The organism is Dechloromonas aromatica RCB (assembly GCF_000012425.1).
This window is the reverse complement of record NC_007298.1, coordinates 1,726,307-1,751,159: the sequence shown is the minus strand read 5'-3', so window position 1 is coordinate 1,751,159 and position 24,853 is coordinate 1,726,307. Positions and strand designations below refer to the sequence as shown.

The window sequence follows — 24,853 nt, the reverse complement described above, 5'->3', positions numbered from 1 at the left end:
GGCGAGGCAAGCGCGCCATTTCCTTTTGACTGTGCTGCACGGACAAGCCGAAGGCAGTCCGCTGGCAACCGGGTTTTGCCTGTTGGGGCGAAACCCGGCACCATTTTCTTAGCCCTTCAACTGTTCCAGAATGGCCGGATTTTCCAGCGTAGACGTGTCTTGCGTCAGTTCCTCGCCCTTGGCCAGGCCACGCAGCAGACGACGCATGATCTTGCCCGAACGGGTCTTCGGCAGGTTGTCACCGAAACGGATGTCCTTCGGCTTGGCGATCGGACCGATTTCCTTGCCCACCCAGTCAGCCAGTTCCTTGATCAGCTTCTTGGCAACTTCCGGATCGGTCGGGCGAGCGCCCTTCAGAACCACGAAGGCCACAATGGCTTCACCGGTCAGGTCATCCGGACGGCCGACCACGGCAGCTTCGGCAACCAGCGGGTTGGCGACCAGGGCGGATTCGATTTCCATCGTGCCCATGCGGTGACCGGAAACGTTCAGCACATCGTCGATACGGCCGGTGATGGTGAAGTAACCGGTGTCCTTGTCGCGGATCGCGCCGTCGCCAGCCAGGTAGTATTTACCCTGGAAGTCTTGCGGATAGTAGGACTTGACGAAGCGCTCGTCGTCGTTCCAGATCGTGCGGATCATCGACGGCCACGGCTTCTTGCAAACCAGGATACCACCCTGGCCCCACGGCAGATCGGCGCCGGTCTCATCGACCACGGCGAACTGAATGCCCGGGAACGGCAGGGTGCAGGAACCCGGAACCAGCGGGGTAGCGCCCGGCAACGGGGTGATCATGTGACCACCGGTTTCGGTTTGCCAGAAGGTATCGACGATCGGGCAACGGCCGCCGCCAACGTTTTCGTAGTACCACGTCCAGGCAGCCGGGTTGATCGGCTCACCGACGGAACCAAGGATGCGCAGCGAAGACAGGTCGTAGCTCTTTGGATGCACAGCCGCATTGGTGTCGGAAGACTTGATCAGCGAACGGATGGCGGTCGGTGCAGTGTAGAAGATGGAGACCTTGTGATCCTGGATCATCTTCCAGAAACGGCCGGCATCCGGATAGGTCGGGACGCCTTCGAAGACTACTTCGGTCGCGCCGCAGGCCAGCGGGCCGTAGGTGATATAGGTGTGACCCGTGACCCAGCCGATGTCGGCCGTACACCAGAAGACATCGTTCGGCTTGATGTCGAAGGTCCACTTCATGGTCATGATGGCGTGCAGCAGGTAGCCACCGGTGGAGTGCTGGACGCCCTTCGGCTTGCCGGTGGAGCCGGACGTGTAGAGCAGGAATAGCGGATGTTCGGCTTCGACCCATTCCGGTTCGCAAACGTCGGACTGGTTGGCAACCGCATCGTGCAGCCAGGTGTCGCGACCGGCAACCATATTGACTTCGGCACCGGTGCGCTTGAAGACGATGACGTTCTTGACGGACTCGCAACCACCCATGGCGAAGGCTTCGTCAGCGATCGGCTTGAGCGGGATGGCCTTGCCGCCGCGGAACTGGCCGTCGGAGGTGATCAGGGCAACAGCGCCGGCGTCGTTGATACGATCGCGCAGGGATTGAGCGGAGAAGCCGCCGAAAACGATGGAGTGGATGGCGCCGATACGGGCACAGGCCTGCATCGCGCAGATGCCTTCGATGGTCATCGGCATGTAGATGACGACGCGATCACCCTTCTTGACACCCATGCCACGCAGGGCGTTGGCGAACTTGGCAACCTTGGAGAGCAGTTCCTTGTAACTAACCTTGGTTACTTCGCCGTTGTCGGCTTCGAAAATGATGGCGACTTTTTCGCCCAGACCAGCTTCAACCTGACGGTCGAGGCAGTTGTAGGAAACATTCAGCTTGCCGTCGGCAAACCATTTGAAGAAGGGGGCATTAGACTCGTCAAGCGCCTGGGTAAACGGCTGCTTCCACGTGATCATTTCACGGGCGCGCTTTGCCCAGAATTCAGGGTAGTCGGCATCCGCTTCCGCGCACAGCGCCCGGTAGGCGTCCATCCCCGAAACCGCCGCGTTCTTGACCATTTCGTCAGACGGATAAATTAGCTGCACGGACTCATTCGACATATTCTTCTCCTCTGCGGTACTTCGCAATTTATGTTGAAACAACCGATCGGATCTCGGGCCAACCCCGGGACTATTTAAAGCCGCGCAAGCTGGGGAACATCAAACTCCCCGCGCCAGCGTTGATGCGGCATTAAACGTTGATAATCTTACAAAGGCCTTACGAAATCACGCTGCGGCGCAGCAATTCAGTAACATTTCATGCCAATGACCACCTACCCGCGACGCGGCAACTTGGCGTGGTAAACTCTCTGCCCCCCAAACACCACACACAGATGATGCGCTCGCCAGTCAAACATCTCGAATCGTTCATCTTCGCCAGTCGCTGGATCCAGGCCCCGCTCTACCTCGGCCTGATCGTCGCCCAGGTTGTCTATTGCTGGCTGTTCATGGTCGAACTGAGCCATCTGGTTCATAGCGCCTTCGATGCAGCTCACCTCAGCGAAACTGACGTGATGCTTGTCGTCCTTGGCCTGATCGACGTCGTGATGATCGCCAATCTGCTGGTCATGGTTATCGTCGGTGGTTACGAGACATTCGTTTCCCGCCTCGACCTCGATGACCATCCGGATCAGCCGGAATGGCTTTCCCACGTCAATGCCGGCGTGCTCAAGATCAAGCTGTCGACGGCCATCATCGGCATCTCGTCAATCCACCTGCTGAAGAGCTTCATCAATGCCGCCAACCTGTCCGAGCACACGCTGATGTGGCAGGTCATCATTCACGTTGTATTCCTTTTCTCCGCCCTGGCCATGGCGCTTGTCGACAAGACCATGACCCAGACCCTCGCCCTTCAACACCAGAAATCCCACTGACCCGGAGTTGTGCATGACCGCCATCAAACAGGAAGACCTGATCCAGTCCGTCGCCGATGCCTTCCAGTACATCAGCTACTATCACCCGCTCGATTACATCAAGGCGCTGGGTGAAGCCTATGATCGCGAGGAAAGCCCCGCTGCAAAGGACGCCATCGCCCAGATCCTGACCAATTCGCGGATGTCCGCCGAAGGCCATCGCCCGATCTGTCAGGACACTGGTATCGGCATGGTTTTCATCAAGGTCGGCATGCAGGTTACCTGGCCGGATGCCACCATGAGCATCCAGCAGATGATCGACGAAGGCGTGCGTCGCGCCTACGGCAACCCGGACAATCCGCTGCGCGCCTCGGTGCTGGCCGACCCGGCCGGTGCCCGCAAGAACACCAAGGACAACACCCCGGCCGTCGTGCATTTCGAGATCGTCCCCGGCCACCATGTTGAAGTCATCTGCGCCGCCAAGGGCGGCGGCTCGGAAGCCAAGTCCAAATTCGCCATGCTCAACCCTTCCGACGACCTGGTCGACTGGGTGCTCAAGAAGATCCCGGAAATGGGCGCCGGTTGGTGCCCGCCCGGCATCATCGGTATCGGGATCGGCGGCACGCCGGAAAAGGCCATGCTGCTGGCCAAGGAATCGATCATGGCGCCGGTCGACATCCATGAACTGAAGGCCAAGGCGGCCACCGGCACCAAGCTGACCCGTCCGGAAGAATTGCGCCTCGAACTGATGGAAAAGATCAACGCGCTGGGCGTTGGCGCCCAAGGCCTCGGCGGCCTGACCACCGTGCTCGACGTCAAGGTGCTGGATTACCCCTGCCACGCTGCCAACCTGCCGGTCGCCCTGGTCCCGAACTGTGCTGCAACCCGCCACTGCCATTTCCACCTCGACGGCTCCGGCCCGGCCAAGCTGGAAGTGCCGAAGCTCGAAGACTGGCCGGCCGTCACGTGGACGCCGGATCTCAAGTCAGCCACGCAGGTCAACCTGAACACCCTGACCAAGGACGAAGTCGCTTCCTGGAAGCCGGGCCAGAAACTGCTGCTCAACGGCAAGATGCTGACTGGCCGCGATGCCGCCCACAAGCGCATTCAGGACATGCTGGCCAAGGGCGAGAAGCTGCCGGTAGATTTCACCAACCGCGTCATCTACTACGTCGGCCCGGTCGATCCGGTGCGTGACGAAGTCGTCGGCCCGGCCGGCCCGACCACCGGCACCCGCATGGACAAGTTCACCCGCATGATGCTGGAACAGACCGGCCTGATCTCGATGATCGGCAAGTCCGAACGCGGTCCGGTCGCCATCGAGGCGATCAAGGACAACAAGTCGGCCTACCTGATGGCTGTCGGCGGCGCTGCCTACCTGGTTGCCAAGGCGATCAAGTCGGCCAAGGTCGTCGGCTTTGCCGATCTGGGCATGGAAGCCATCTACGAGTTCGATGTCGAGAACATGCCGGTCACAGTGGCCGTCGATTCATCAGGCATCAGCGTGCACGAAACCGGCCCGAAGGAATGGCAGGTCAAGATCGGCAAGATTCCGCTCAAGGCCTGATTCCCACCTTGCCCCAAACAAAAGCCCGGCTTCGGCCGGGTTTCTTTTTGGGGAGCGCCGCTGGATCGCCTCAGGCCAACCAAGAGCGGATGGCCAATATGCAAAATGAGTTATCATTGTTTTCCCCTGAGATAAAGGAAATCTGATGCAAGCCGACCAAGCGCAACCATCAGGAATAATTCTTTTCGCAGATCGGCTAATGCGCTACCTCGGCAAATTGGAATTCATTGCTGTATTTCTGCCAGTTATTCTCCTTGTAGCCGATTGTGTCTTATTAAAACGCACCGGGATTGCAACACTTCCGTACGGACTTTTTGACACTAAGGGATATTTGCTCGCAGTGCTGGTTGTGATTTGTGTTTTAGCTTTGATTATGGCCGAGATAAAACCATCGGTTATGGGCAATGATTTTTCAGTCACGGTTAACGTCGGCTTAGGGAATATCTCTTTACCGTCAAATACAACCGACAAGCTCATTGAAAGTTATTTCAAGAAGCGCAAGTCAGGCGAAAAGACATGCTTGGTTCTTGTATTTGTTGGGCTCGAGATGGTTGCGATGTTCTTGTATGGAACACTAGTGGCACTCACCATCTATAAATACTATCTTCAAAGCACCATGTTCGGATAACCGAAAACATCCACAAGAGTACTAACCAGCCCCCCATGTTCCGCAAATTCCGCACCCTGATCCTGCTACTCATCCTTGCCACCGTTGGCCTCGGCGCGTGGCGCTCAAACTCCCGACTAACCGCCTGGGAGCACACGATCCACGTCGCAATCTACCCGATTGCTGCCGACGACTCACCAGCCACTGCCAGCTACGTCAGCAGTCTGAACAAGGACAGTTTCGAAGACATCGCACAATGGATGCAGGCACAAACCGACACGCTGGGTCTTGCCGTACTACAACCGGTCGCCCTGAACGTCGCACCAACAGTCTTCGATAAGCCGCCACTGCCCCCACGCCAAGCGAGTGCCGTTGATGCCATCCTGTGGAGCCTGAAATTTCGCTGGTGGGCGTCGCAACATGACCAAATCTCCGGGCCGAAGCCGCATATCCGATTATTCGTGTTGTTTCACGATCCTGAACGAAACGGCGTCGTCCCGCACTCGACAGGCCTGAGCAAAGGGCAGATCGGCATCATCCACGCTTTTGCCAGCCGCCAGCAGCGCCGGCAGAACAACGTGGTGCTTGCCCATGAATTGCTGCACACCTTTGGCGCTACGGACAAATACGACCTGGCCACGCTACAACCAATCTATCCCCAAGGCTATGCCGAGCCGCAGCGCAACCCGCGCTTGCCACAAACCCAGGCCGAGATCATGGGTGGCCGCACGCCGATCGATGCGCAGACTTCCGAAATCCCCGCCAGCCTTGCCGACACTCTGATCGGCCCGGAGACGGCCAGGGAAATCGGCATGCTGAGATCAAGCGGCAAAAACGGCCCGATCTAAACCTGCCTGGCAGCGCTTCAGCGCTCCGTCTTGCCCACCACGCCCCACAGCGCACGGAACTTTCCGAATAGAGTCAGCCGCTCATCCGACAGCGCCTCAAGGAAATCCGAGAGGCGCTTGGACTTGGCGACAGCAAATAGCACCAGGACGATGAATATCGATGTCGCCACCAAGCCGTGCAGCGCCCGCTGCATCACCGAGCCCTCACCGAACGGAATGATGTTCATGCCGAAATAGCCGGTCGTTACCGTAGCGATCAGACCGAGAATGGTGATCACGGTCAGGCGGACGACGGTGTTTGACTGCCGGCGCTGCGAATCACTGTCGAGGTAGTGACTCATTTCGCGGATTTCGTTGCGAACATCGTCATACATGGCATCGTTGTGCAGATGATTCGAACATATTCGATACATTGCCTGCACATGTGGCCGCTCGGACAATTCGTGGAACCAATAGCGGTGCGTAAAGCGCAGGAAAGTCTCGAAATTGGAGCGGATTCGGCGCTTGAAGCGACGCACCGAAGTGTCGTTGCGAATATCAAGGTCATTGACCGCGTCGGCCAGCACCTCGGAGAAAACCAGCAACGCGGCACGATGCAGATGGGCAATCAGGAAAATCAGAAAATATTGGTGTCTAAATTGGGCCAGCACGCCACGTTCGCCGTCCACGAAGAAGGGAAATGCGGCGTCCCCAACCACCGTAAAGGCATTACCAGTGCACATGAAGCGGGTATTCGGCCCGGCATCACTGTCGGTCCAGAAACGATCGTGGCAAAAACGCTTTTCGAACTCGATGACCATCGGCTCGTTGATCGGCAAGTTCTCATTCGGGTGCAGCATGGTCGACAACCCGAGTCGCACCCAATCCTCACGGCTCAAGGCCCGAGGTTGGTCAACAGCAAGAAAGGCCATGACTGGCATGCGTTGGTATTCGATCAGGCGGTAGCGCAAATCTCCGGCCTCATCGGAATGCGCCAGGACCATCGGGCGCAACAGGCTGGCCCAATGCTCTGAAATGCAGGGGCTACGGTGCTCGCAGACGTAACCCAGGTATTTTTCGCGCTTTTCGGCATCTGAACGGGCGATGACCTGACCATCAAGGCCGATCCATTCAGCCAGATAGACATTGTGCAAACCTTCGCCGCCCTCCTCCCAACCCGATGGGTAGGCACGCCCGAAACGGAACAGGAGGTCACGCACGGTAGCCAGCGGCAGATCGTTTCCACGAACCTCCAGATTGAGCTGCACGACGTCGAGGTCATGAAAGAAATAGAGGTCTAGATGGACGATGTGCAACTCGATTGGAGCATCGCCCTTGCGCAGGGTCAGACGCAATCGGGCAATATCCTTACGCCGGAAGACGTGCATCGGCGAATTGCCCGGCGGGTCGTGCGGCGCGGGATTGCGAGAGCGCCCTTCACCATAGAGAAAGCGCTGGACATAGGGCAGGAAGGAGACGAACTCCCGGTAATGACGCTCCTTGAACTGGCTGGCATCAGCCGTGAATTCGTCATCTATCCTTTGCCACGGGTGAGTTTTCGAGCGGGACTCGAAAATCTCCCAATGCCGTCCGCCACCACCATCGATCGCCAGCGGTTCGAGCTGCAGTGGCCAGACCAGGCTGGCGTGAAACAGCCGGACATGACCGCAGCCTTGTCCGTCATGCATCGAAGTCATTCGAGATTCCCCGTTTTGCCACACTCATTTCGGTTTCGTCTTGTGCCCATCAAAAGCCCGGAAAAATTCACCGCCCTAGCATGTGGACCTCATGTCACCAGAACAGATAACCCAAATGGAAAAGCCGGCATTGTGCCGGCTTTTCTATATATAAAAAATGGCTCAGGTCACCATTCGTTCGGCCCGGGCCCTGTCCCACAGGCGCTTGTTCATTTCGTCGATCGGCAAGCCGAAACGAAAACTTCTTTCGAGCTCCTTGAGGAGAGGGATCAGTTGCAGACCAACATTCCCCAAGCAGGGCCGCAGTATGGCGGGATCAATCGTTGCCAGCAGCTCTCTCAATTGCGGCACGAAGGCTTCGCAACTACCCAGCCCCGAACCCTGATAATCGGTGCTGGCTGCCACCCGATTGCCACCAGCACGCCTGGCAAGCTCAAGACGTTCATAAGCCAGTTGGAGCAAATCCTGCCCCGACAGCATCACCCCGTCATCAGGTACAACGGCGACCCCAACACTGACTGTCAGGTCAATACGCTTGCCGCGAACCGATATCTGCGCCGCGGCCATCGCCTTGCAGATCCGATTGGCAAAACCGGCACATATTGACGACGTCGTCGAGTGCGCGACGATGACAACCATGCCATTGGCGAGTTGCCCAATGCAGTCCTCCGGCCGAATTTTCCTGGCCAGCATGAAAGAGAATTTCTGTGCGGTCCTCGCTGCCAGTTCGGCACCATAGCGCGCAACTAACGCCTCATAACCATCCAGACTAAAGGCCAGAATTCCCACCCCGTGCCCTTCTATGGCATGCGGCAGGCGTTTCGCCAGGCATTCCTCAAGCTTTTCCTGGGCCAGAACAGCATCTTCGTTGCCGAAGACGTCGTCAGATACTTCAATATCCGCTTTTTCGCCCTCTTCAAGCCCGGCGAGTGCGCCGAGTTGCCCCATGATGTCGCTGACACCAACGTCCGTTCGCACCCCGACATCATCGAGCACGTCATCGGGCGCCACCGAAGAATCGTGATGAAATACACCAGAAGCGTCATCAGGAAAGACGCCTCGCACCTCTGTCGCATCGCCTCGAAACTCCTGAAGGGAAGCAATGACACCTTCCAGCGACAGGTTGCTGGCATCCTTGGAAATAAAGTCAGTTACGCCACAGTTTCGGGCATGGGTTCGATCCGCTTCCGAAAAGGAGCTGGACACCACCAGAAAAAACGGGACATTTTTCAAACGCGACAATTTGCTGGCTCGAATGCGTTCGATCAGACCGAGAGCATCCAGGCGGGTCAGGCTCAAGCCGGAAACAACGGCGACAATCGCGCTGTCGAGAACGAGCGTTTGCCACGCCGACTCTCCGCTCGCCTCTTCCCGAACTTCAAAATGCTCTGCCAGTTGCTTGGTCAGCGATGCACGAACTACTTTCGATGCATCGGCCACCAGAACCTTGCGTTTATTCGTCATGTCGCGTCCGTTTTATCCAACCGTTTCATACGGCTGAATGTCATATCTTGTCAGACTGAGAGTTTAAGCGAGGCACCGCCTAAGCAGTCAAGCAAAAGACAGGCAAATATTTGTTAATAATAGGAAAAACTTCAACCGTATCAACAAAAAACCGGATTCTCATACTCTGGAAGACCATTGCCATACTGAAAGTGCTAAGGTACGCCCCCAAGAAAATTGCTCACTAACAACAAGGGGGGAAGACAGAGCACATGCAGGGAAATGAGGAAATCGTTAAGAGGTTGTTCCCTAGGTATCTGGCCCTGGCCCTCACATTGCTCCTCGTCATGGGCAATACGCTGCCGCCGACCAAATTCTTCTCTTCCCCGGAACACTACCTCCCGCTACATACCGTTCTCGAATTCCTTGCCATGACCATTTCGGCAATGGTTTTCAGCCTCTCGTGGAACCTGAGAACGCAACCACGGAGCAGCAATAACCTGCTGTTGGGAATTGGCCTGATGATTGTCTGCATGATCGACATGGCTCACACCCTGTCGTATGCCGGCATGCCAAAGTTGGTAACACCCAGCTCACCGGAAAAGGCCATCAATTTCTGGCTAGCAGGACGCTTTGTTGCCGCGATATCGCTTCTCGCCTACGCGACCTTGCCCGAAAAAACATGGAATGCTCTGGTTTCTGCACTGGCCTTATTCGGCGGGCTTTTATTTGCAGCGCTGGTTTGGTGGATCGGTCTTTTTCATGCAGACACGCTGCCCTGCACATTTATTCCAGGAGAAGGCCTGACTGTATTCAAAATTGCCGCCGAATATAGTTTGAGCGCTTTTTACGCCATCGCAGCCCTGCTCCTGTATTTGCGCGGCCAGAAAACACGTCGCCCCGAGCTTTATTGGGTTGCCGCCGCATCCTGGACTCTCGGCCTTGCTGAGATGTTCTTTACGCTCTATGTGGACGTCACAGACCTCTTCAATCTGCTTGGACACATCTACAAGGCCTTTGCTTACTGGATGATTTATCGGGCACTCTTCGCGGAAGGTGTGCGTGCACCCCAACATGCACTAAGCCGACAGGCGCAACGACTATCTGCCATTCTCGACGGCACAAACGTCGGTACGTGGGAATGGAATATACAGAACGGCAAAGTCATTATTAACGAGCGCTGGGCCAACATTATCGGCTACGACCTCGCTGAAATGCAGCCAGTGAATTTTCAGACATGGGTCGGGTTTGTCCACCCAGAGGATATTCAGACATCCCAATTTTTGCTTGAACAGCATTTTTCCGGAGAAATACCCTATTACGAATGTGTTGTCCGCATGCGGCACAAGGATGGTCACTGGGTTTGGGTACTCGACCGCGGCCGCATCGCAACCTGGGCAGCCGACGGCAAACCGCTCTGGATGTTTGGCACCCACCAGGACATCACGGCACAAAAAATGGCTGAGCAGGAATTGCTCGCTCATCGTGACCATCTGGAAGAACTGGTCAGTATCAGAACGCATGATCTTTCTATCGCCAAAGATGCCGCCGATGCCGCAAGTCGGGCAAAAAGCGCCTTCTTGTCCAACATGAGTCACGAGTTGCGGACCCCGCTACACGGCATTCTTGGTTTGGGTAATATCTTGAAGGGCAAGATCAATGACCAGCATAGCCGGTTACTGGTCGCCAAATTACTGACCACAGCGTCACACATGAATGATGTCGTCAATAACGTCCTCGACCTGGCACGAATTGAGGCGGGCCGCTTTGTAATCAAAAACGCTGATTTCTCGACCGCTACGCTAAAAGAAAAACTGGATTCGATCTGCGCCATCAACGCCCAAGCCAAAGGACTTGAATACAAAGCGAATTTTGATTTACCTCCCCGAGTTCACGGCGACTCAGTACAGATCCTTCAGGTGCTGATCAACATTGTCGGCAACGCAATCAAATTTACAGAACATGGCAGCATCCACGTCTCCGCTTTTGTTCTCTCTGAAGAAAGCTCCCGCTTGCGGCTGTGTTTTGAAGTCCGCGATACCGGCATAGGTATTCCTCCAGAAAAACTGGAAAGCATATTTGAAGACTTCGAACAAGCTGATGGCGGCATCAATCGGAAATATGGAGGCTCGGGCCTGGGCCTTGCCATCACACGCCGACTTGTGCAAATGATGGAAGGAGAAACACAGGTTGAGAGCCAGCCAGGCATTGGCAGCCTCTTCCGCTTTGAAATCAATGTCGGAAAAGTCGCCAGCCATGATACCGGCGGTGCTACGGAAGCCTCACCGGCTCCCCCAGTAAACCTCCTGGGGGCACACATACTGGTGGTTGATGACGAGCCACTAAACGGCATGATATTGACCGACATTCTCGCCGAGCATCAGGTCAACGTATCGCTTGCAGAAAATGGCCAAAGTGCCATCGATCTGGCCAAGACGGAACATTTCGACCTGATCCTGATGGATATGCAAATGCCTGTCCTCAACGGACTGGCTGCGACTGAACAAATTCGCCAGCTGCCAGGGTATGAAACAACCCCCATCATTGCCCTGACGGCAAATGTTCAGCCAGAGCACAAGGCACAGGCCGAAGGAGCCGGGATGAACGATTTCCTGGGAAAACCATTCAATGGCGAGGTACTTCTGGCAAAAATCAGCTACTGGCTACAAGCAAGTAAATAGTCAGAAAATAGCGCACATCGCCCCATCTACTGCGCTCTTCAGTCGCGTGAAAGCCCCCAGGCAGTCTTGGCTTTCTGCAACGAGCCGGGCTGTTTCGGACGAAGTGTGTAATTTGCCACGGATACCCAAGCGACATTGCAGTACCGTACATGCAGGAGGTATTGATATGACAATTAGTGCAAGCATTGTGCTGTTCAAGAACGAATTCATTGCATCATTGAGCGATGGGCACCGTATCGAGCAGTCCGATCTCCGCGAAATGGCCAATGCCTTACATCGGGCTGGCGTATTGGTCGGAGACATTCAGTTCGAATGGAACGGAAGCGCCGGACAACGCATGATCACTGCTGGCCAGCAAGTCGCTCTGCGTGCGGAACTACGCCGCTTGGCACGTAACACAGTAAATGGCTTGGCCATCGCGGCATAAGGTGATCTTACCCGCCGCCGTTTGAGAACCGCCTATTAGACGCCACGTACCCACTTGCTCAAGCCCAATAACCCTATTGTGAACGGGCTTGATTTTCAGTTTTAACTCAGCGATAGTTAGCACTCTTCTGAATTTCACACCCCAAAAATCCGCATGAACGCTCCCCGTACCGCCCACCGCTCCAACACTGCCCGCGCAGTGCTGCCGGTCGTCGTACGTGTAGTCGTCGTAAGCGTCGTTACGGACACGCCGTCGCGGATCGGGTAAGCAGAAGCAGCACAGAACCCCAACCCCCGCCGGCGCAAACCGGCGGGGGTTTTGTTTTGGAGCCCCACCGGTTGAGCCACCAACCCAAAGGAAACCTCCATGACTGAAACTCTCACCGGCGCGCAGATCACCGTTCGCCTGCTCGAACGCCAAGGCATTCGTACCGTTGCCGGTATTCCCGGCGGCGCCATCCTGCCAATCTACGATGCCCTCGGCCAATCAAGCGCCATCCACCATGTACTGGCCCGCCACGAACAGGGGGCCGGCTTCATGGCCCAGGGCATGGCCCGCTCTACCGGCCTGCCCGCTGTCTGCCTAGCGTCCTCCGGCCCAGGCGCGACCAACCTGCTGACGGCCATTGCCGATGCCAAGCTCGATTCGATCCCGTTGGTTGCCATCACCGGCCAAGTGCCGAAGGCGATGATTGGTACCGATGCTTTTCAGGAGGTCGACACTTACGGACTCTCCATTCCGATCACCAAACACAACTTTCTCGTCTCCTCCCCCGAGGAATTGCTGGCGGTGATTCCCCGCGCCTTCGAAATTGCCACCTCAGGCCGCCCCGGCCCGGTGCTGGTCGACATCCCGAAAGATGTACAAACCCAGGCGATCGAAATTGGCGAATGGCCAGAGCCTGGTCGCGCCCAGCCAATCACTCCGACAGACCCGGCGTTGATCGCGCAGGCTACAGCAATGATCAATGCTGCCGAACGCCCGATTCTTTATCTCGGTGGTGGCGTTGTGCATTCCGGCGCAGCAAGGACGGCAGTCGATCTCGCCGAAAAATCCAATTTACCGACCGTCATGACCTTGATGGCACTCGGCACCATGCCGGTCGATCACCCGCTGTCGCTCGGCATGCTGGGCATGCACGCTGCCCGTTACACCAACCTCGCACTTGAAGAATGCGACCTTCTGATCGCCGTCGGCGCCCGCTTCGATGACCGTGCCACCGGCAAGGTGGCCGCCTTTTGTCCCCAGGCGAAAATTATCCATATCGATATCGACCCGGCTGAACTGGACAAGATCAAGACTGCTCATCTCGGCATCGCTGCTGATGTCCAGGAAGCGCTCACGCAGCTACTACCGGCCGTAGCTGACAACGACCGACAAGTCTGGGTGGATCGTAACAATACCTTGAAGGCAGAATTTCCTTTCGAGATGCCGGGACTCGACAACCCGCGCTCTCACTTTGGCTTGATTCGCACCGTCGCCGCCTGCCTGGACAATGAAGCCACTGTCACCACCGACGTCGGCCAGCACCAGATGTGGGTTGCCCAAGCCTACCCGCTGCGCCGGCCACGCCAGTGGCTGACTTCTGGCGGGCTGGGCACCATGGGCTTTGGTGTACCAGCGGCCATCGGCGCCGCTCTGGCTGAACCGCAGCGCACCGTGGTCTGCTTCACCGGCGACGGTTCGATCCTGATGAACATCCAGGAACTGGTCACCGCCGCCGAGGAAAACGTGAACGTGAAAATTGTGCTCATGGACAACGCAACGCTCGGTCTGGTGCACCAGCAGCAGACACTGTTCTACGGCGAAAGACTGTTCGCCTCGCAATTCAAATCCTCGCCGGACTTCATCAAGATCGCACAAGGTTTCGGTATCGCAGCGGTCGACCTCGATCTGGCCGCCAACCCTTGTGCAGCCCTGATGGAAGCCATCGCTCGCCCCGGCCCCTGCCTAATCCACGCCAGTATCGATGCCGAGCAGAAGGTCTACCCCATGGTGCCACCGGGTGCCGCCAACCGTGACATGATTGGAGCCTGACATGAACGCCATAACGAAAAATGAAAACGATGCCCTTGCCCGGGCAGTGCTGGAAATCAACGTCAATAACCACCCGGGCGTGATGTCACACGTCGTCGGCCTCTTTTCCCGGCGCGCCTACAACGTCGAGGGCATCCTCTGCCTGCCGGTCGGTGACGGTAGCCAGAGCCGCATCTGGCTAATGCTGATCGAAGACCATCGCCTGCCGCAGATGATCAAGCAGGTGGAAAAGCTCGAAGATGTGATCGCCATATGCCGGCACAACGCAGACCATGCAGTGTTCCAGGATCTGGAGAGCTTCTTCCGGCCCTGAAAATGACGATCAGGAAGCTGCCGGGTTTTCCCGGCACTTCCGCTTGTATTCACGGATCAGTTCCAATTCGTCGTCACTGATCGACTCGAAGCGCAGACCGACAAGGCGCCGCTCACCCAAACGACGGATCCGCATCACGCTGACGTAAGCCTCAATTGTGCCGCCCAGATCCGGTGATTCGATCCGGCAGACGCCCACTTCGCCACTCGGTTTGGTTCCCAGAATGGCGGCATCAATCAGCACACCGACGCCAGACACCGATATATCCGCCGCCGGCAACTCAAGGTTATGCCCACCGATACTCAGGCTGACGTGACCTTTCAAAAATACACGCGGGGCGCGGCGACGTTCTCTCACGACAAAATCTCCAGCGGGCTATCGGGTCAATATTTTCCCACGCTCTGCTTCGTCACGCACAGGTAAAACGCAGATGCCATCGTAAAACTTGGTTAAGGAATATCCGACATCTGCATCGGACAAAAAGCTTGAAGCCATTCGAGCCAAGCTTCTCTTGAGCTTTTGACCCAGATCAACATAGGCACTATCAAAGTAACGGAAAGTGACGCCTATTTTCCGTTAACACTGTTTCAGCACCGAGGCTATCCAAACGTCTAGCTTCAATGGCGTGCCCAGACAGAGTTTTCACTACACGCAAAAAGTCAGAAGCAAGGCACACGCGGACGCCAACCATAGCTTGATTCATGGAGAATAGAAATGCCGATTACCTGGGATAGCAGGCTGGATACAGGAATTGATGTCATCGACGCCCAACACAAACGAATCGTCGATTACATCAACGATCTCGAAATCGCCAAGATCAAGGGCGACAAGGTGCTGACGATGGAAGTGATCGAGCAGTTGATCGACTACACACAGTCGCATTTTGGCTTTGAAGAATCGATGCTGGAGGAAGCCGGCTACAAATTTCTCAAGCCGCACAAAAAGGTACACGAACTGTTCATCAAGCGAGTCACCGAATTCACGATGCGTGCCGCCAAAGGTGAAGACATTGCCGATGAATTGCACTCGATGCTGGCCAAATGGCTGCTCAACCACATCGCCAACGAAGACCGAGATTACTCCGACACAGTCAAGAACATGGTCGGCTCCGAGGCAGCACACCACGAAGGCAATGTAGCCATGCCTGCTGCCCGTTCAGGTTTCATGGCCGGCTTGCTGGGACGCTTTTTCCGCTGATTCCCACGACAAATGGGAGGGCCATTGGAATCCCGCTGGCCTTCCCCTGACGCAAACTGGAAGCGCCGGCCATCCAGTCACGGCAAGGCAGATCAATTCCGTCAAGCCCGGCTGACGATATACTTCGGCCATTGCAATCCAATGCCGAATCATGACCAACAGCATCCGCTGGCATAGCGCCCATATCTATTCCGACATCCTCTACGAAACCAGCGAGGGGATTGCCAAGATCACCATCAACCGGCCGGAACGGCGCAATGCCTTCCGCCCGGAGACCGTCAGTGAATTGATCGATGCCTTTCACCGTGCCCATCACGACAACGCTATTGGCGCCATCATCCTGACCGGTGCCGGCAACGAAGCCTTCTGCTCTGGTGGTGATCAAAAGGTGCGCGGCGAAGAAGGCTATATTGACGAAGGTGGCACGCCGCACCTGAACGTCCTCGATCTGCAAATGCAGATTCGCCGCCTGCCCAAGCCTGTCGTCGCCATGGTCGCCGGCTACGCGATCGGTGGCGGCCATGTGCTGCACCTTGTTTGCGACCTTTCTATCGCTGCCGACAACGCCCGCTTCGGCCAGACCGGACCGCGCGTCGGCAGTTTCGATGCCGGCCTTGGCGCGGGGCTGATGGCACGCACCATTGGACTGAAACGAGCCAAAGAGGTCTGGCTGCTCTGCCGCCAGTACGATGCCACCACTGCACTCGACTGGGGCTTGGTCAATGCCGTCGTTCCCGTCGAAAAGCTGGAAGCCGAAACCGTGGCCTGGTGCCGCGATATGCTGCAACTGTCGCCGATGGCACTGCGCATGATCAAGGCCGGCTTCAACGCCGATACCGACGGCCTGGCTGGCATCCAAGAACTTGCCGGCAACGCCACCGGCCTCTTCTACATGAGCGAGGAAGGGCAGGAAGGCCGCAATGCCTGGCTCGAACGCCGGCCACCCGATTTTGGCAAGTACCGCAAGCGGCCGTGAACATCGCTGCAGCCGACTGGCAGCCCTACCAGCTCCCGTTAAATCGGCCTTGGCAAACCAGCCGGGGAACATTATTCGAGCGTTGCGGCCGCCTGCTTCGACTTCAGACAACAGACGGATTGACCGGCTGGGGTGATGCGGCCCCGCTACCTGAATTCGGCATCTGCGAAGCCGCGGCAACAGCCTTTGCCGACGAAACTGCGCACCTCGATCTGGCCGCCCAAAAAGCGGGGCTTCCTCTCCATGCCTGGCTGAGCGGGGAAGTGCCTATTCTTTCCATCAGGACGAACGCCAACTTGGGTGCGATTGACACCGTCGACCATGTCGCGCTCAAGAGTGCTGTCGACGCCGGTTTTTCCGTCGTGAAAATCAAGGTTGGCCGACAAGCACTGGCCGACGAGATTACCTACTTGCAGCAACTCACCCGGGATCTGCCGCCAACACTGAGCTTTCGTCTGGATGCAAACCAGGCTTGGCAATTTGCCGATGCGCGAGCCTTCATCGAAGCCTGCGCCGTTCTGCCTATTGAAGGTTTGGAAGAACCGCTCAGCGATCCTGATCCGGTCTTGCTCGCCAAATTACAGTCGTTTGCAGCATTCCCGCTCGCCATCGACGAATCGATTAACCTCCTCGATACGCATTTTTTCCGGCACCCACCGGTACGCCGCATCATCATCAAACCAGCTCGCCATGGCGGCCTGCTGGCCAGCATTGAACTGGCCTTGCGCGCCCGTGCTTCGAGCATCGAAACCATAATTACCTCAAGCCTTGAAAGCAGCTGCGGTCTGCTCGCCTGCGCCCAACTAGCGGCGGCTGTGGCGCCAGATTCGATACACGGGCTGGCAACAGCAGACTGGTTTGCGCAAGATACGGGTATGGCTCCGACCATCATCGGCGGCCGCCTGCAGCTACCGGGCACTCCTGGCCTCGGTTTTCAACCCGTAACCCGATAAGGGCCATCACCTGCCCGACAGCGAAACTGATAGCGAGCAAAGCATCGCCGCATCATCACGATTGCCGCCCCTGCTGCCGAATGCCATGACAAACGCGGAGCAGCAACTATATCTCGCCAAAAACGTTAGCCAGCCCGATGCCCTGCAAGGCAATCGATTAGCTGCGAACCGTCAGCCAGCGCAGCAGCGTCGCGTAAAGGACATCCGGATTGACCGGTTTGGGAATGAAGTCGTTCATACCGGAAGCCATGCATCTCTCACGGTCTTCGGCAAAGGCATTGGCGGTCATGGCCAGAATGGGAACAGTCTGGCGTCCGGGCAGTTTGCGAATTGCCCTTGTTGCCTCCAGACCATCCATTTCAGGCATCTGCATATCCATCAGGATCACGTCGTAGTCATTCTCCACGACCAGCTGCACGGCCTGTAAGCCATCGGCTGCCAATTCGACCTCCAGTCCAACTTCTCGCAACAACTCTCCAGCTACCTCCTGATTGATCGGTTCATCTTCAACCAGCAACACACGTCGACCACGATGCTCACTCACAAGAACCTCCTCGGGGTCGCTCGCGAGAGTCGGCTTTGCCTGCCCAGTCGAGCGCCCTTTGCCAAGTCTCACGGTCAACCAGAAGGAACTGCCTTGCCCGGGGATACTACTCACGCCGACCTCCCCCCCCATCATCTGAGCAATGTGCTGGTTAATGGCCAAGCCTAGGCCTGTGCCGCCAAATTTACGCGTCGTAGAACTATCGGCCTGAGCGAAAGGAATGAACAAATGCGATTGCTGCTCGGCCGTCATGCCAATGCCGGTATCGCTGACTTCGAAGCGCAGCAGGTAATCCGTCTCTGTTTCTTCGACGACGCTGCCTTTCAGAGAAATGCTGCCTCGCTCGGTAAATTTGAGCGCGTTGCCTAGATAATTAACAAGCGCCTGTGAAAGCCGGGTCGGGTCGCCACGCAACGCCTGTGGAATAGAGGACACATCAGCATTCACCGTCAGCCCCTTGGCTGCAGCAGCCCCGGCAATGACCGCCAAGGCCGTATTCACCACCTCGGACAACAAAAAATTTTCCTGTTCCAGAACGAGTTTTCCGGCCTCAATCTTGGACAAATCGAGAATGTCGTTGATGATGACAAGCAGGTGTGTCCCGGAGCTGGCAATCTTGTCGAGCTGCTCAAGCTGCGCCGGACTTGCCCCGGCACGTCGCATCAGATGAACCATGCCGAGGATTCCATTCATCGGCGTTCGTATCTCGTGGCTCATGTTCGCCAGAAAAGCGCTCTTGGCCCGTGTTGCAGCCTCGGCCGAAGCTCTCGCCGTCGCCAGTTCAGTGGTGCGGCTCTCGACCAGCTCCTCAAGGTGATGGCGGTATTGCTCTAATTCCTTGCTACTCCGCTTGCGCTCGGTAATGTCTTGAATCGTGCCATGGAGGTCGATGATCGTCCCATCAGGCCTACGTGTCGCCTCTCCGCGCACAGCCACCCAACAGCTAGTAGCGGGCGGTGACATTAGCTCGACATCGCATTCGTAGGGTTCGCCATCAACCAGGCATTTCTCAATCGTAGCTGAAAGCAGCCTCCAGCTTTCTGGCATAAAGTATTGACTAACCTCGGGATAACCAAGGGGCGGCAAACGAGGATCATGGCCATAGATACGATAGACCTCTTCGGACCATGAATGCTCGCCAGTTCCAATATTCCATGTCCAGTTACCAATACCGGCCTGGCGTTGAGCCAGTTTCAGGGCCGCTTCACTGGCCACCAATGCCGCCATTGCCCGCTTGAGCTCGGTGATTTCGCGCGAAATACCAAAGAGCCCGACAACACGCCCCTGGTGGTCAAAAACCGGCCCCTTGGTCACCAGGAAAACCATTTCCTTGCCATCCAGCGTTCTGAGGCACTCTTCGTGAGTTGTGTTTCGAGCTGCCAGCATGATCACACGATCACTGGTCATCAAATCACGGGCCGTTTCTTCCGGAAACAGGAAAGTATCATCCTGACCAATGATTTCTTCTTGCGCCTTGCCAACAAAGCCTGCTGTAGCGGCATTTGCCAAGAGGTAACGCCCTTGGGCATCCTTCAGGAAGACGGCATCCGATGTACCCGACACTATCGTGTCAAGGAGTTGGCGGTTGACCTCTGCCTTGCTCCGCGCCTTACGTAGCACTTCACTGAGCAAACTGATGGCGACACCGTTAATGACCAGGAAACTCCAATGAAAGAGATCGTAACTGGAGGCGATATAAAGGCCGCGCAGAGGAGCAATCGACAAGAAATTCACACCCAGCGCCGATAATGCCGTAGAGAAAAGCCCTGGCCCCAAGCCCCCCAGCAAGGCGCTGAGAATGATCGGCAACATGAACAAAATGAGCATTGGCCGTTCGTCGAATGGGAGCGGCAAACTTGCCCGCACCAGCAACATCAGCAGCGTAACCAGAATAGCGAAAATATAGACCGCCCAACGTGGCCATCGTCCCTGCATTGAACGATCAAGCAGTGATTTCAGTAAGCCTTCGCTAAGTGCAGCATTGTCTGTGGGCACTGCACGCATGGCGAGGTAAAACATCCCGGCTGTCGCAATGACAAAAAATATTCCCTTGGCTGTTGATAGCCAAACCATGGAATTGATGTCGGCAAATGCCGACATCAATTGGTCGGACAGGAATATCCACAGCAGGGAGAAAACTGTGTAACCAGCCGTCGCCAATAGAATAAAGCGATCACGCGAACTGACGCTCATTGCCGCCTGCTTAGCCTTCGTCGCCTTGGCAAAAAATAACAAAACCCAAGCACCCAGCCACCTCCAGTGTATTGGATAACAAATGCTAAATAGTATTTCAGAAACTACAGTATCCTGTATCGATAAGTCGACTGTGGATTTCCTCTATAGCCAAATAACAATCTAGTACAAGTATGCAGATTCGACTGATCCATGGCCCGATACCGGATTTGATTCCGTCGCATAACCTCCCGAGGCAGTAAGCTCATTGGCACAAAAAACTGCCAGATCAAGCCTCCTGATTAACAGACGAGCCAAACCACAGCATCGGCGAATCCAGGCTCGAGAATTGGCATGGCACGGGAGAAAATAATAGCCGTTGATATCGTTCTGCCAACGGAGAGGCAGGCGCCCGCACATTCGCAAGCGTATGGCAGCCAGCCTTTAGCAATCTCGGCGATGGGGTCATCTACGACGCAGCAGAACTCAAGGCCCCTGCAATATCCGGGACACAAAGAGAACCCTGCTGACGATACAAACGTACGGGTAAGAGGCGCCGCCAGAATAACGCAACTGGATATAGTCGCCGGACGAAAAGGCAATGCCGGCCGGAGTCACACTCCAGCCAAACGGATTACTTCTCTTCCTTATCCGCCGGATTGAGCAAACCGGTGATGAACATGTTCCGCGTTTGGCTTTGCAGTTGATCCTGCATCGACTGGAACATTTTCTTGGACTGATCCATGTAGGTAGTCATCATGCTCTGCATGGCTGGCTGCTGAAAATTCAGGAACTGGTTCCAGAAGTCCGCCTGCATGTGAGCGTTGTCACCACCGTTGGGGCCACCCATGGTGCGCGACTGATCCTGCAATTTCTGCTGGAAATCAACAAAGGTCTTCATGTTGTTTTCCAGGTACTTGCCGAGCATACCCTGCATCGTGCTGCCGTAGAAACGGACAAAGCCAGAAAGCAGTTCGCTGGAGAACAGCGGGACACCGCCGGTTTCTTCTTCAAGAATGATCTGGAGCAGGATGCTGCGGGTCAGGTCATCACCAGTCTTGGCATCGATCACCTTGAACACTTCGAACTTGAGGACCAAGTCCTTCACATCACCCAAAGTGATGTACGCACTCGTCTTGGTATCGTAAAGACGACGGTTGGGGTATTTCTTGATCAGGCGTACCGGTTCCGACATGCGGCGATCCTCAATACAAAGTTTTAGTGCAGTGCAGCATTATAGCGTAAAAAAAAGGCGCCCGGAGGCGCCCTTCCCTGTTGCATTGCAAAACTTCAGCAATATTTCATACCGAATGTTGCAACGAGCTACTGGTAGAGACAACAAGCTACCGCTATCCACTATTCTGCAACAATCCCGTAATTTCACTACCGAGTAAGCCCCTAGCCGGGCTACTCACTTGAGCCGTGCCAGGCGTACCGTACGGCAGCCTCACGCTGCCTGAGCACGCCTGATGCTGACCGCCGGCCAATACAGCTCAAACCAGCCCGAGATCGTAGGCAAGCCGCCCCTTCAACCAGCTCTCTGCTGTCGTGCCGTCTAAACATACCCGAAGGCGCTGCGCCAAGTCGACACTGACACCGGCCTTAGCGTTCAGTGCACGACAACGTTACCCTGTTGATGCCCAACTCTTCGGCCGCCTGCATCACCATCAAGCCAAGCCCCGACAGAACAACTTCCCTCACGGTTTCGTCGGGGTGCGACGGGTTGTAGATGCGCCTCATGCGCGTCAAATCTCTTTAAAGAGCGAGCAGTCTGATTCAGCAACACTTACGCTGGACACCTGTCTGAATTAAAACAAAAATCTGATGGAGAAATCCGTGCTGCAATTCACTCTCAACAATCACCTGCTGCTCTCTATCGCCATCCTGTTAGCCCTATTCTTAGTACCGGCAGTACTTATGCGTGACAGAGGCTTGAGGGAATCCCATGGGAATGAGCACCGAAAAAGTCATCAGAATGGGATTGATCGTAGAGCGTGACCGAATTGGAGAATCCCACGGGGAAATCTGATCGAGGCGAAATGACACATTAGCACTGTCGAATAAGCTTACAACAACCAGCTGATATGCAGAGATCAGTTTCTTGCTGATTATGCAATACATTGATTTCAATAAAAAACAACAGCCCTCCGATCATAATGGCCCGGAATTTGCATCGGCTGACGCCACGACCTTCAAGTCGACAAGGCGCCAAGAAAATACTGCTTTGTGTCTTCACCCATAGGAGAACACCAATGCGCACCAAGCTAATACGAGCAGTAGTAGCAACATCCTTGGCATCATTGTGTGCCACCAATTCCTGGGCCACACCTGTATACGAAAGCGCAGACTTTGGCGGCGGTTTGTTTAGTGTTACCTCAAGTTTTGTAAGCAGGCTAACCGCCGCTGGCATTACAGGTTTCAGTTCCACTTCCTGCTTCAACTGCGCCAATCCAGCAGTTGTTTCTGGTCATTTCATTTTTGATAGCACCGTGCCGGTACCCAGTTCTGGAACCGCAAACGTATTTTCTATCGGTGCAATTCCAAACGTAACAAACAACAGCATTTTCGAATTCAATATTGGCAGTCTGTCATTCCATTTTGGAGACGCAGGCATTCAAGGCGGTCCTGCAATTCAATACAAGAACGGTATCTTTAACGGGATATTTTTTGATGAAACATTCGACTCCCCAAATGGGACACATTTAGAGCTAAGTGTCCAAGGCGGGAGCTTCTCATTGAGAAATCAGGCCTTCCAAAACCTTTTAACTGGTTTCATCACCTTTGGTGCAAACGGTATGACAAACATCCAGTCTTTTACTCCATCAGGTGATCCGCAGAATAATATTCCCGAGCCAGCATCGCTTGCACTTCTTGGCTTGGGTTTAGCCGCTCTAGGCTTTAGTCGCCGCAAGAAAGCCTAAACAACCAAGAATGGCAATAAAAAAGCCCTGATTTACAGGGCTTTTTCTTTGTTTTCATGCGCTTCACTGCAACGCATGGACAACCATCTTACTGGTAGTACAGACCGCCATTGATATTCATCGTGGCGCCGGTCATGAAGGCGGCCAGATCGGAAGCCAGGTAGGCGCAGGCGCCACCGATTTCTTCCGGCTTGGCCAGACGCTTCATCGGCACGGTGTCGATGATGGACTGCAGCACTTCCGGCTTGATTGCCATAACCATCTTGGTGGCAACGTAGCCCGGGCAGATGGCGTTAACCGTCACGCCCTTGGCGGCCAGTTCGGCAGCCAAAGCCTTGGAGAAGCCGATCACACCAGCCTTGGCAGCGGAGTAGTTGGTCTGGCCAGCCTGACCCTTGACGCCGTTGACGGAGGAGATGTTGATGATGCGACCCCAGCCACGCTCAGCCATCTTGGCGGAGACTTGCTTGGTCATGTTGAACAGGGAAGTCAGATTGGTAGCGATAACGGCATCCCAACCATCCTTCTCCATCTTGGCGAACATGCGGTCACGGGTGATACCGGCATTGTTCACGAGGATGTCGACCTGGCCGCAAGCCGCTTCAGCTTCGGCAACCATTTTCTGGCAATCTTCCAGCGAAGACACGTCACCAGCGACACAGACGAAATCGTTGAAACCAGCAGCTGCCATTTCCTTCAGCCACTCGTCCTTGTTATCGAATTGCGGGTGGTAAGAAGCGACCACCTTATGGCCAGCCTTGGCCAGTTCCTGACAGATTGCGGTTCCAAGACCACCCATAGCGCCGGTAACGAGAGCAACACGTTGAGTCATAGTTATTCCTTCCTGTTGTTAATTTAAAGCGGGGTAAAAAATGACGCCGATCAGTACATGTGCTGACCGCCGTTGATGGAAATATTGGCTCCCGTCACAAACGCCGCTTCATCGGAAGCGAGGTAGGCGACAAGGCCGGCGATTTCTTCCGGCTTGCCCAGTCGGTTGACTGGAATCTGCGGCAGAATTTTTGAATCGAGAATTTCCTGCGGAATGGCCGTCACCATCTTGGTACCGATATAGCCGGGAGAAATGGTGTTGACTGTCACGCCCTGCTTGGCGACCTCCAAAGCCAACGCCTTGGTGAAACCATGCATGCCGGCTTTGGCTGCCGAATAGTTGGTTTGGCCAAAAGCGCCCTTCTGGCCATTGACCGAAGAAACATTGATGACGCGGCCCCACTTGCGTTCGATCATGCCATCCATGACCTGCTTGGTCATATTGAACACGGAGTCAAGGTTGGTATGAATGACCGCATCCCAATCACCCTTGGTCATTTTCTTGAAGGTCATGTCGCGGGTAATCCCGGCGTTATTGACCAGCACATCGACTGGACCGACTTCCCTGGTCACGGTCTCGACACATTCGCGAGCCGACTCGAAATCGGTCACGTCGCACGGGTAGGCCTTGAAGCCGTACCCCATGTTGTTCATTCCCTTCAGCCAGTCCTGTACCTTGGCATTACCCGGCGAATAAGTCGTCACGACCTTGAAGCCCAGCGCAGCCAGCTTGATACAGACGGCCTCGCCGAGACCGCCCATCCCTCCTGTAACCAGTGCAACTCGCGACATTTTT

Annotated in this window: 20 protein-coding genes; 12 read left to right on the top strand and 8 right to left on the bottom strand. The window is 55.6% G+C overall.

Annotated features, from left to right (window positions below; all coding sequences use genetic code 11):
* Positions 1-108 precede the first annotated feature (108 nt).
* Entirely contained in the window at positions 109-2,073 is a 1,965-nt protein-coding gene (acs, locus tag DARO_RS08395; RefSeq protein WP_011287385.1) for an acetate--CoA ligase, read from the bottom strand.
* 272 nt (positions 2,074-2,345) lie between these two features.
* Between acs and DARO_RS08390 the strand changes: the two genes are divergently transcribed.
* The 4 genes from DARO_RS08390 (at position 2,346) to DARO_RS08375 (ending at position 5,886) form a co-directional block, all read left to right on the top strand.
* A complete protein-coding gene (locus DARO_RS08390; protein WP_011287384.1) occupies positions 2,346-2,885 on the top strand; it encodes a TIGR00645 family protein in 540 nt (179 codons plus the stop codon).
* Between the two features lie 13 nt (positions 2,886-2,898).
* Entirely contained in the window at positions 2,899-4,431 is a 1,533-nt protein-coding gene (locus DARO_RS08385; RefSeq protein WP_011287383.1) for a fumarate hydratase, read from the top strand.
* A 145-nt stretch (positions 4,432-4,576) separates the two neighbouring features.
* A complete protein-coding gene (locus DARO_RS08380) occupies positions 4,577-5,059 on the top strand; it encodes a hypothetical protein (RefSeq protein WP_011287382.1) in 483 nt (160 codons plus the stop codon).
* Positions 5,060-5,094: 35 nt separating this feature from the next.
* Positions 5,095-5,886, top strand: a complete 792-nt coding sequence (locus tag DARO_RS08375) for a hypothetical protein (protein ID WP_011287381.1) — start codon at positions 5,095-5,097, stop codon at positions 5,884-5,886.
* A 17-nt stretch (positions 5,887-5,903) separates the two neighbouring features.
* Here DARO_RS08375 and DARO_RS08370 read toward each other — a convergent pair whose 3' ends face one another.
* Positions 5,904-7,562: a CorA family divalent cation transporter gene (locus DARO_RS08370; RefSeq protein WP_011287380.1), complete on the bottom strand. Its 1,659-nt coding sequence runs from the start codon at positions 7,560-7,562 to the stop codon at positions 5,904-5,906.
* A 162-nt stretch (positions 7,563-7,724) separates the two neighbouring features.
* A complete protein-coding gene (locus tag DARO_RS08365; RefSeq protein ID WP_011287379.1) occupies positions 7,725-9,002 on the bottom strand; it encodes a GGDEF domain-containing response regulator in 1,278 nt (425 codons plus the stop codon).
* A gap of 350 nt (positions 9,003-9,352) precedes the next feature.
* Here DARO_RS08365 and DARO_RS21650 point away from each other — a divergent pair, with 350 nt between their 5' ends.
* The 4 genes from DARO_RS21650 (at position 9,353) to ilvN (ending at position 14,463) form a co-directional block, all read left to right on the top strand.
* The gene (locus DARO_RS21650) at positions 9,353-11,686 is read left to right on the top strand and encodes an MASE3 domain-containing protein (protein WP_049758576.1); all 2,334 of its coding nucleotides are present in this window, start codon (positions 9,353-9,355) and stop codon (positions 11,684-11,686) included.
* A 166-nt stretch (positions 11,687-11,852) separates the two neighbouring features.
* Positions 11,853-12,113, top strand: coding sequence for a hypothetical protein (locus tag DARO_RS08350; protein WP_041224288.1), 261 nt, complete (start codon positions 11,853-11,855; stop codon positions 12,111-12,113).
* Between the two features lie 366 nt (positions 12,114-12,479).
* Positions 12,480-14,150, top strand: a complete 1,671-nt coding sequence (gene ilvB, locus DARO_RS08340; protein WP_011287376.1) for an acetolactate synthase large subunit — start codon at positions 12,480-12,482, stop codon at positions 14,148-14,150.
* A 1-nt stretch (position 14,151) separates the two neighbouring features.
* Positions 14,152-14,463 (top strand): acetolactate synthase small subunit, encoded by a 312-nt coding sequence (gene ilvN / locus DARO_RS08335; RefSeq protein WP_011287375.1) that lies wholly within the window; start codon positions 14,152-14,154, stop codon positions 14,461-14,463.
* A 9-nt stretch (positions 14,464-14,472) separates the two neighbouring features.
* Here the strand turns inward: ilvN and DARO_RS08330 are convergent, their stop codons facing one another.
* Positions 14,473-14,820, bottom strand: a complete 348-nt coding sequence (locus DARO_RS08330; protein WP_011287374.1) for a PilZ domain-containing protein — start codon at positions 14,818-14,820, stop codon at positions 14,473-14,475.
* Between the two features lie 357 nt (positions 14,821-15,177).
* Here DARO_RS08330 and DARO_RS08325 point away from each other — a divergent pair, with 357 nt between their 5' ends.
* From DARO_RS08325 to DARO_RS08315, 3 genes are all read left to right on the top strand, one after another.
* A complete protein-coding gene (locus tag DARO_RS08325; RefSeq protein WP_011287373.1) occupies positions 15,178-15,660 on the top strand; it encodes a bacteriohemerythrin in 483 nt (160 codons plus the stop codon).
* A gap of 151 nt (positions 15,661-15,811) precedes the next feature.
* Positions 15,812-16,636: a 1,4-dihydroxy-2-naphthoyl-CoA synthase gene (gene menB, locus DARO_RS08320; protein WP_011287372.1), complete on the top strand. Its 825-nt coding sequence runs from the start codon at positions 15,812-15,814 to the stop codon at positions 16,634-16,636.
* Positions 16,633-17,589 (top strand): o-succinylbenzoate synthase, encoded by a 957-nt coding sequence (locus DARO_RS08315; RefSeq protein WP_011287371.1) that lies wholly within the window; start codon positions 16,633-16,635, stop codon positions 17,587-17,589. The genes menB and DARO_RS08315 overlap by 4 nt, the downstream gene beginning before the upstream one ends.
* Before the next feature lie 157 nt (positions 17,590-17,746).
* Here the strand turns inward: DARO_RS08315 and DARO_RS21645 are convergent, their stop codons facing one another.
* Together DARO_RS21645 and phaR are read right to left on the bottom strand one after the other, a co-directional pair.
* Positions 17,747-20,326 (bottom strand): response regulator, encoded by a 2,580-nt coding sequence (locus DARO_RS21645; protein WP_157037163.1) that lies wholly within the window; start codon positions 20,324-20,326, stop codon positions 17,747-17,749.
* Positions 20,327-20,939: 613 nt separating this feature from the next.
* Positions 20,940-21,500, bottom strand: coding sequence for a polyhydroxyalkanoate synthesis repressor PhaR (gene phaR, locus DARO_RS08305; protein WP_011287369.1), 561 nt, complete (start codon positions 21,498-21,500; stop codon positions 20,940-20,942).
* 1,057 nt (positions 21,501-22,557) lie between these two features.
* On the opposite strand from phaR, the gene DARO_RS22210 reads away from it, so the two are divergent.
* The gene (locus tag DARO_RS22210; RefSeq protein WP_157037162.1) at positions 22,558-23,226 is read left to right on the top strand and encodes a PEP-CTERM sorting domain-containing protein; all 669 of its coding nucleotides are present in this window, start codon (positions 22,558-22,560) and stop codon (positions 23,224-23,226) included.
* Positions 23,227-23,314: 88 nt separating this feature from the next.
* Here DARO_RS22210 and phbB (DARO_RS08295) read toward each other — a convergent pair whose 3' ends face one another.
* Together phbB (DARO_RS08295) and phbB (DARO_RS08290) are read right to left on the bottom strand one after the other, a co-directional pair.
* Positions 23,315-24,058, bottom strand: a complete 744-nt coding sequence (gene phbB, locus DARO_RS08295) for an acetoacetyl-CoA reductase (RefSeq protein WP_011287367.1) — start codon at positions 24,056-24,058, stop codon at positions 23,315-23,317.
* A gap of 50 nt (positions 24,059-24,108) precedes the next feature.
* Complete coding sequence (phbB, locus tag DARO_RS08290; RefSeq protein ID WP_011287366.1) at positions 24,109-24,849, bottom strand: acetoacetyl-CoA reductase; 741 nt, start codon at positions 24,847-24,849, stop codon at positions 24,109-24,111.
* Positions 24,850-24,853 lie beyond the last annotated feature (4 nt).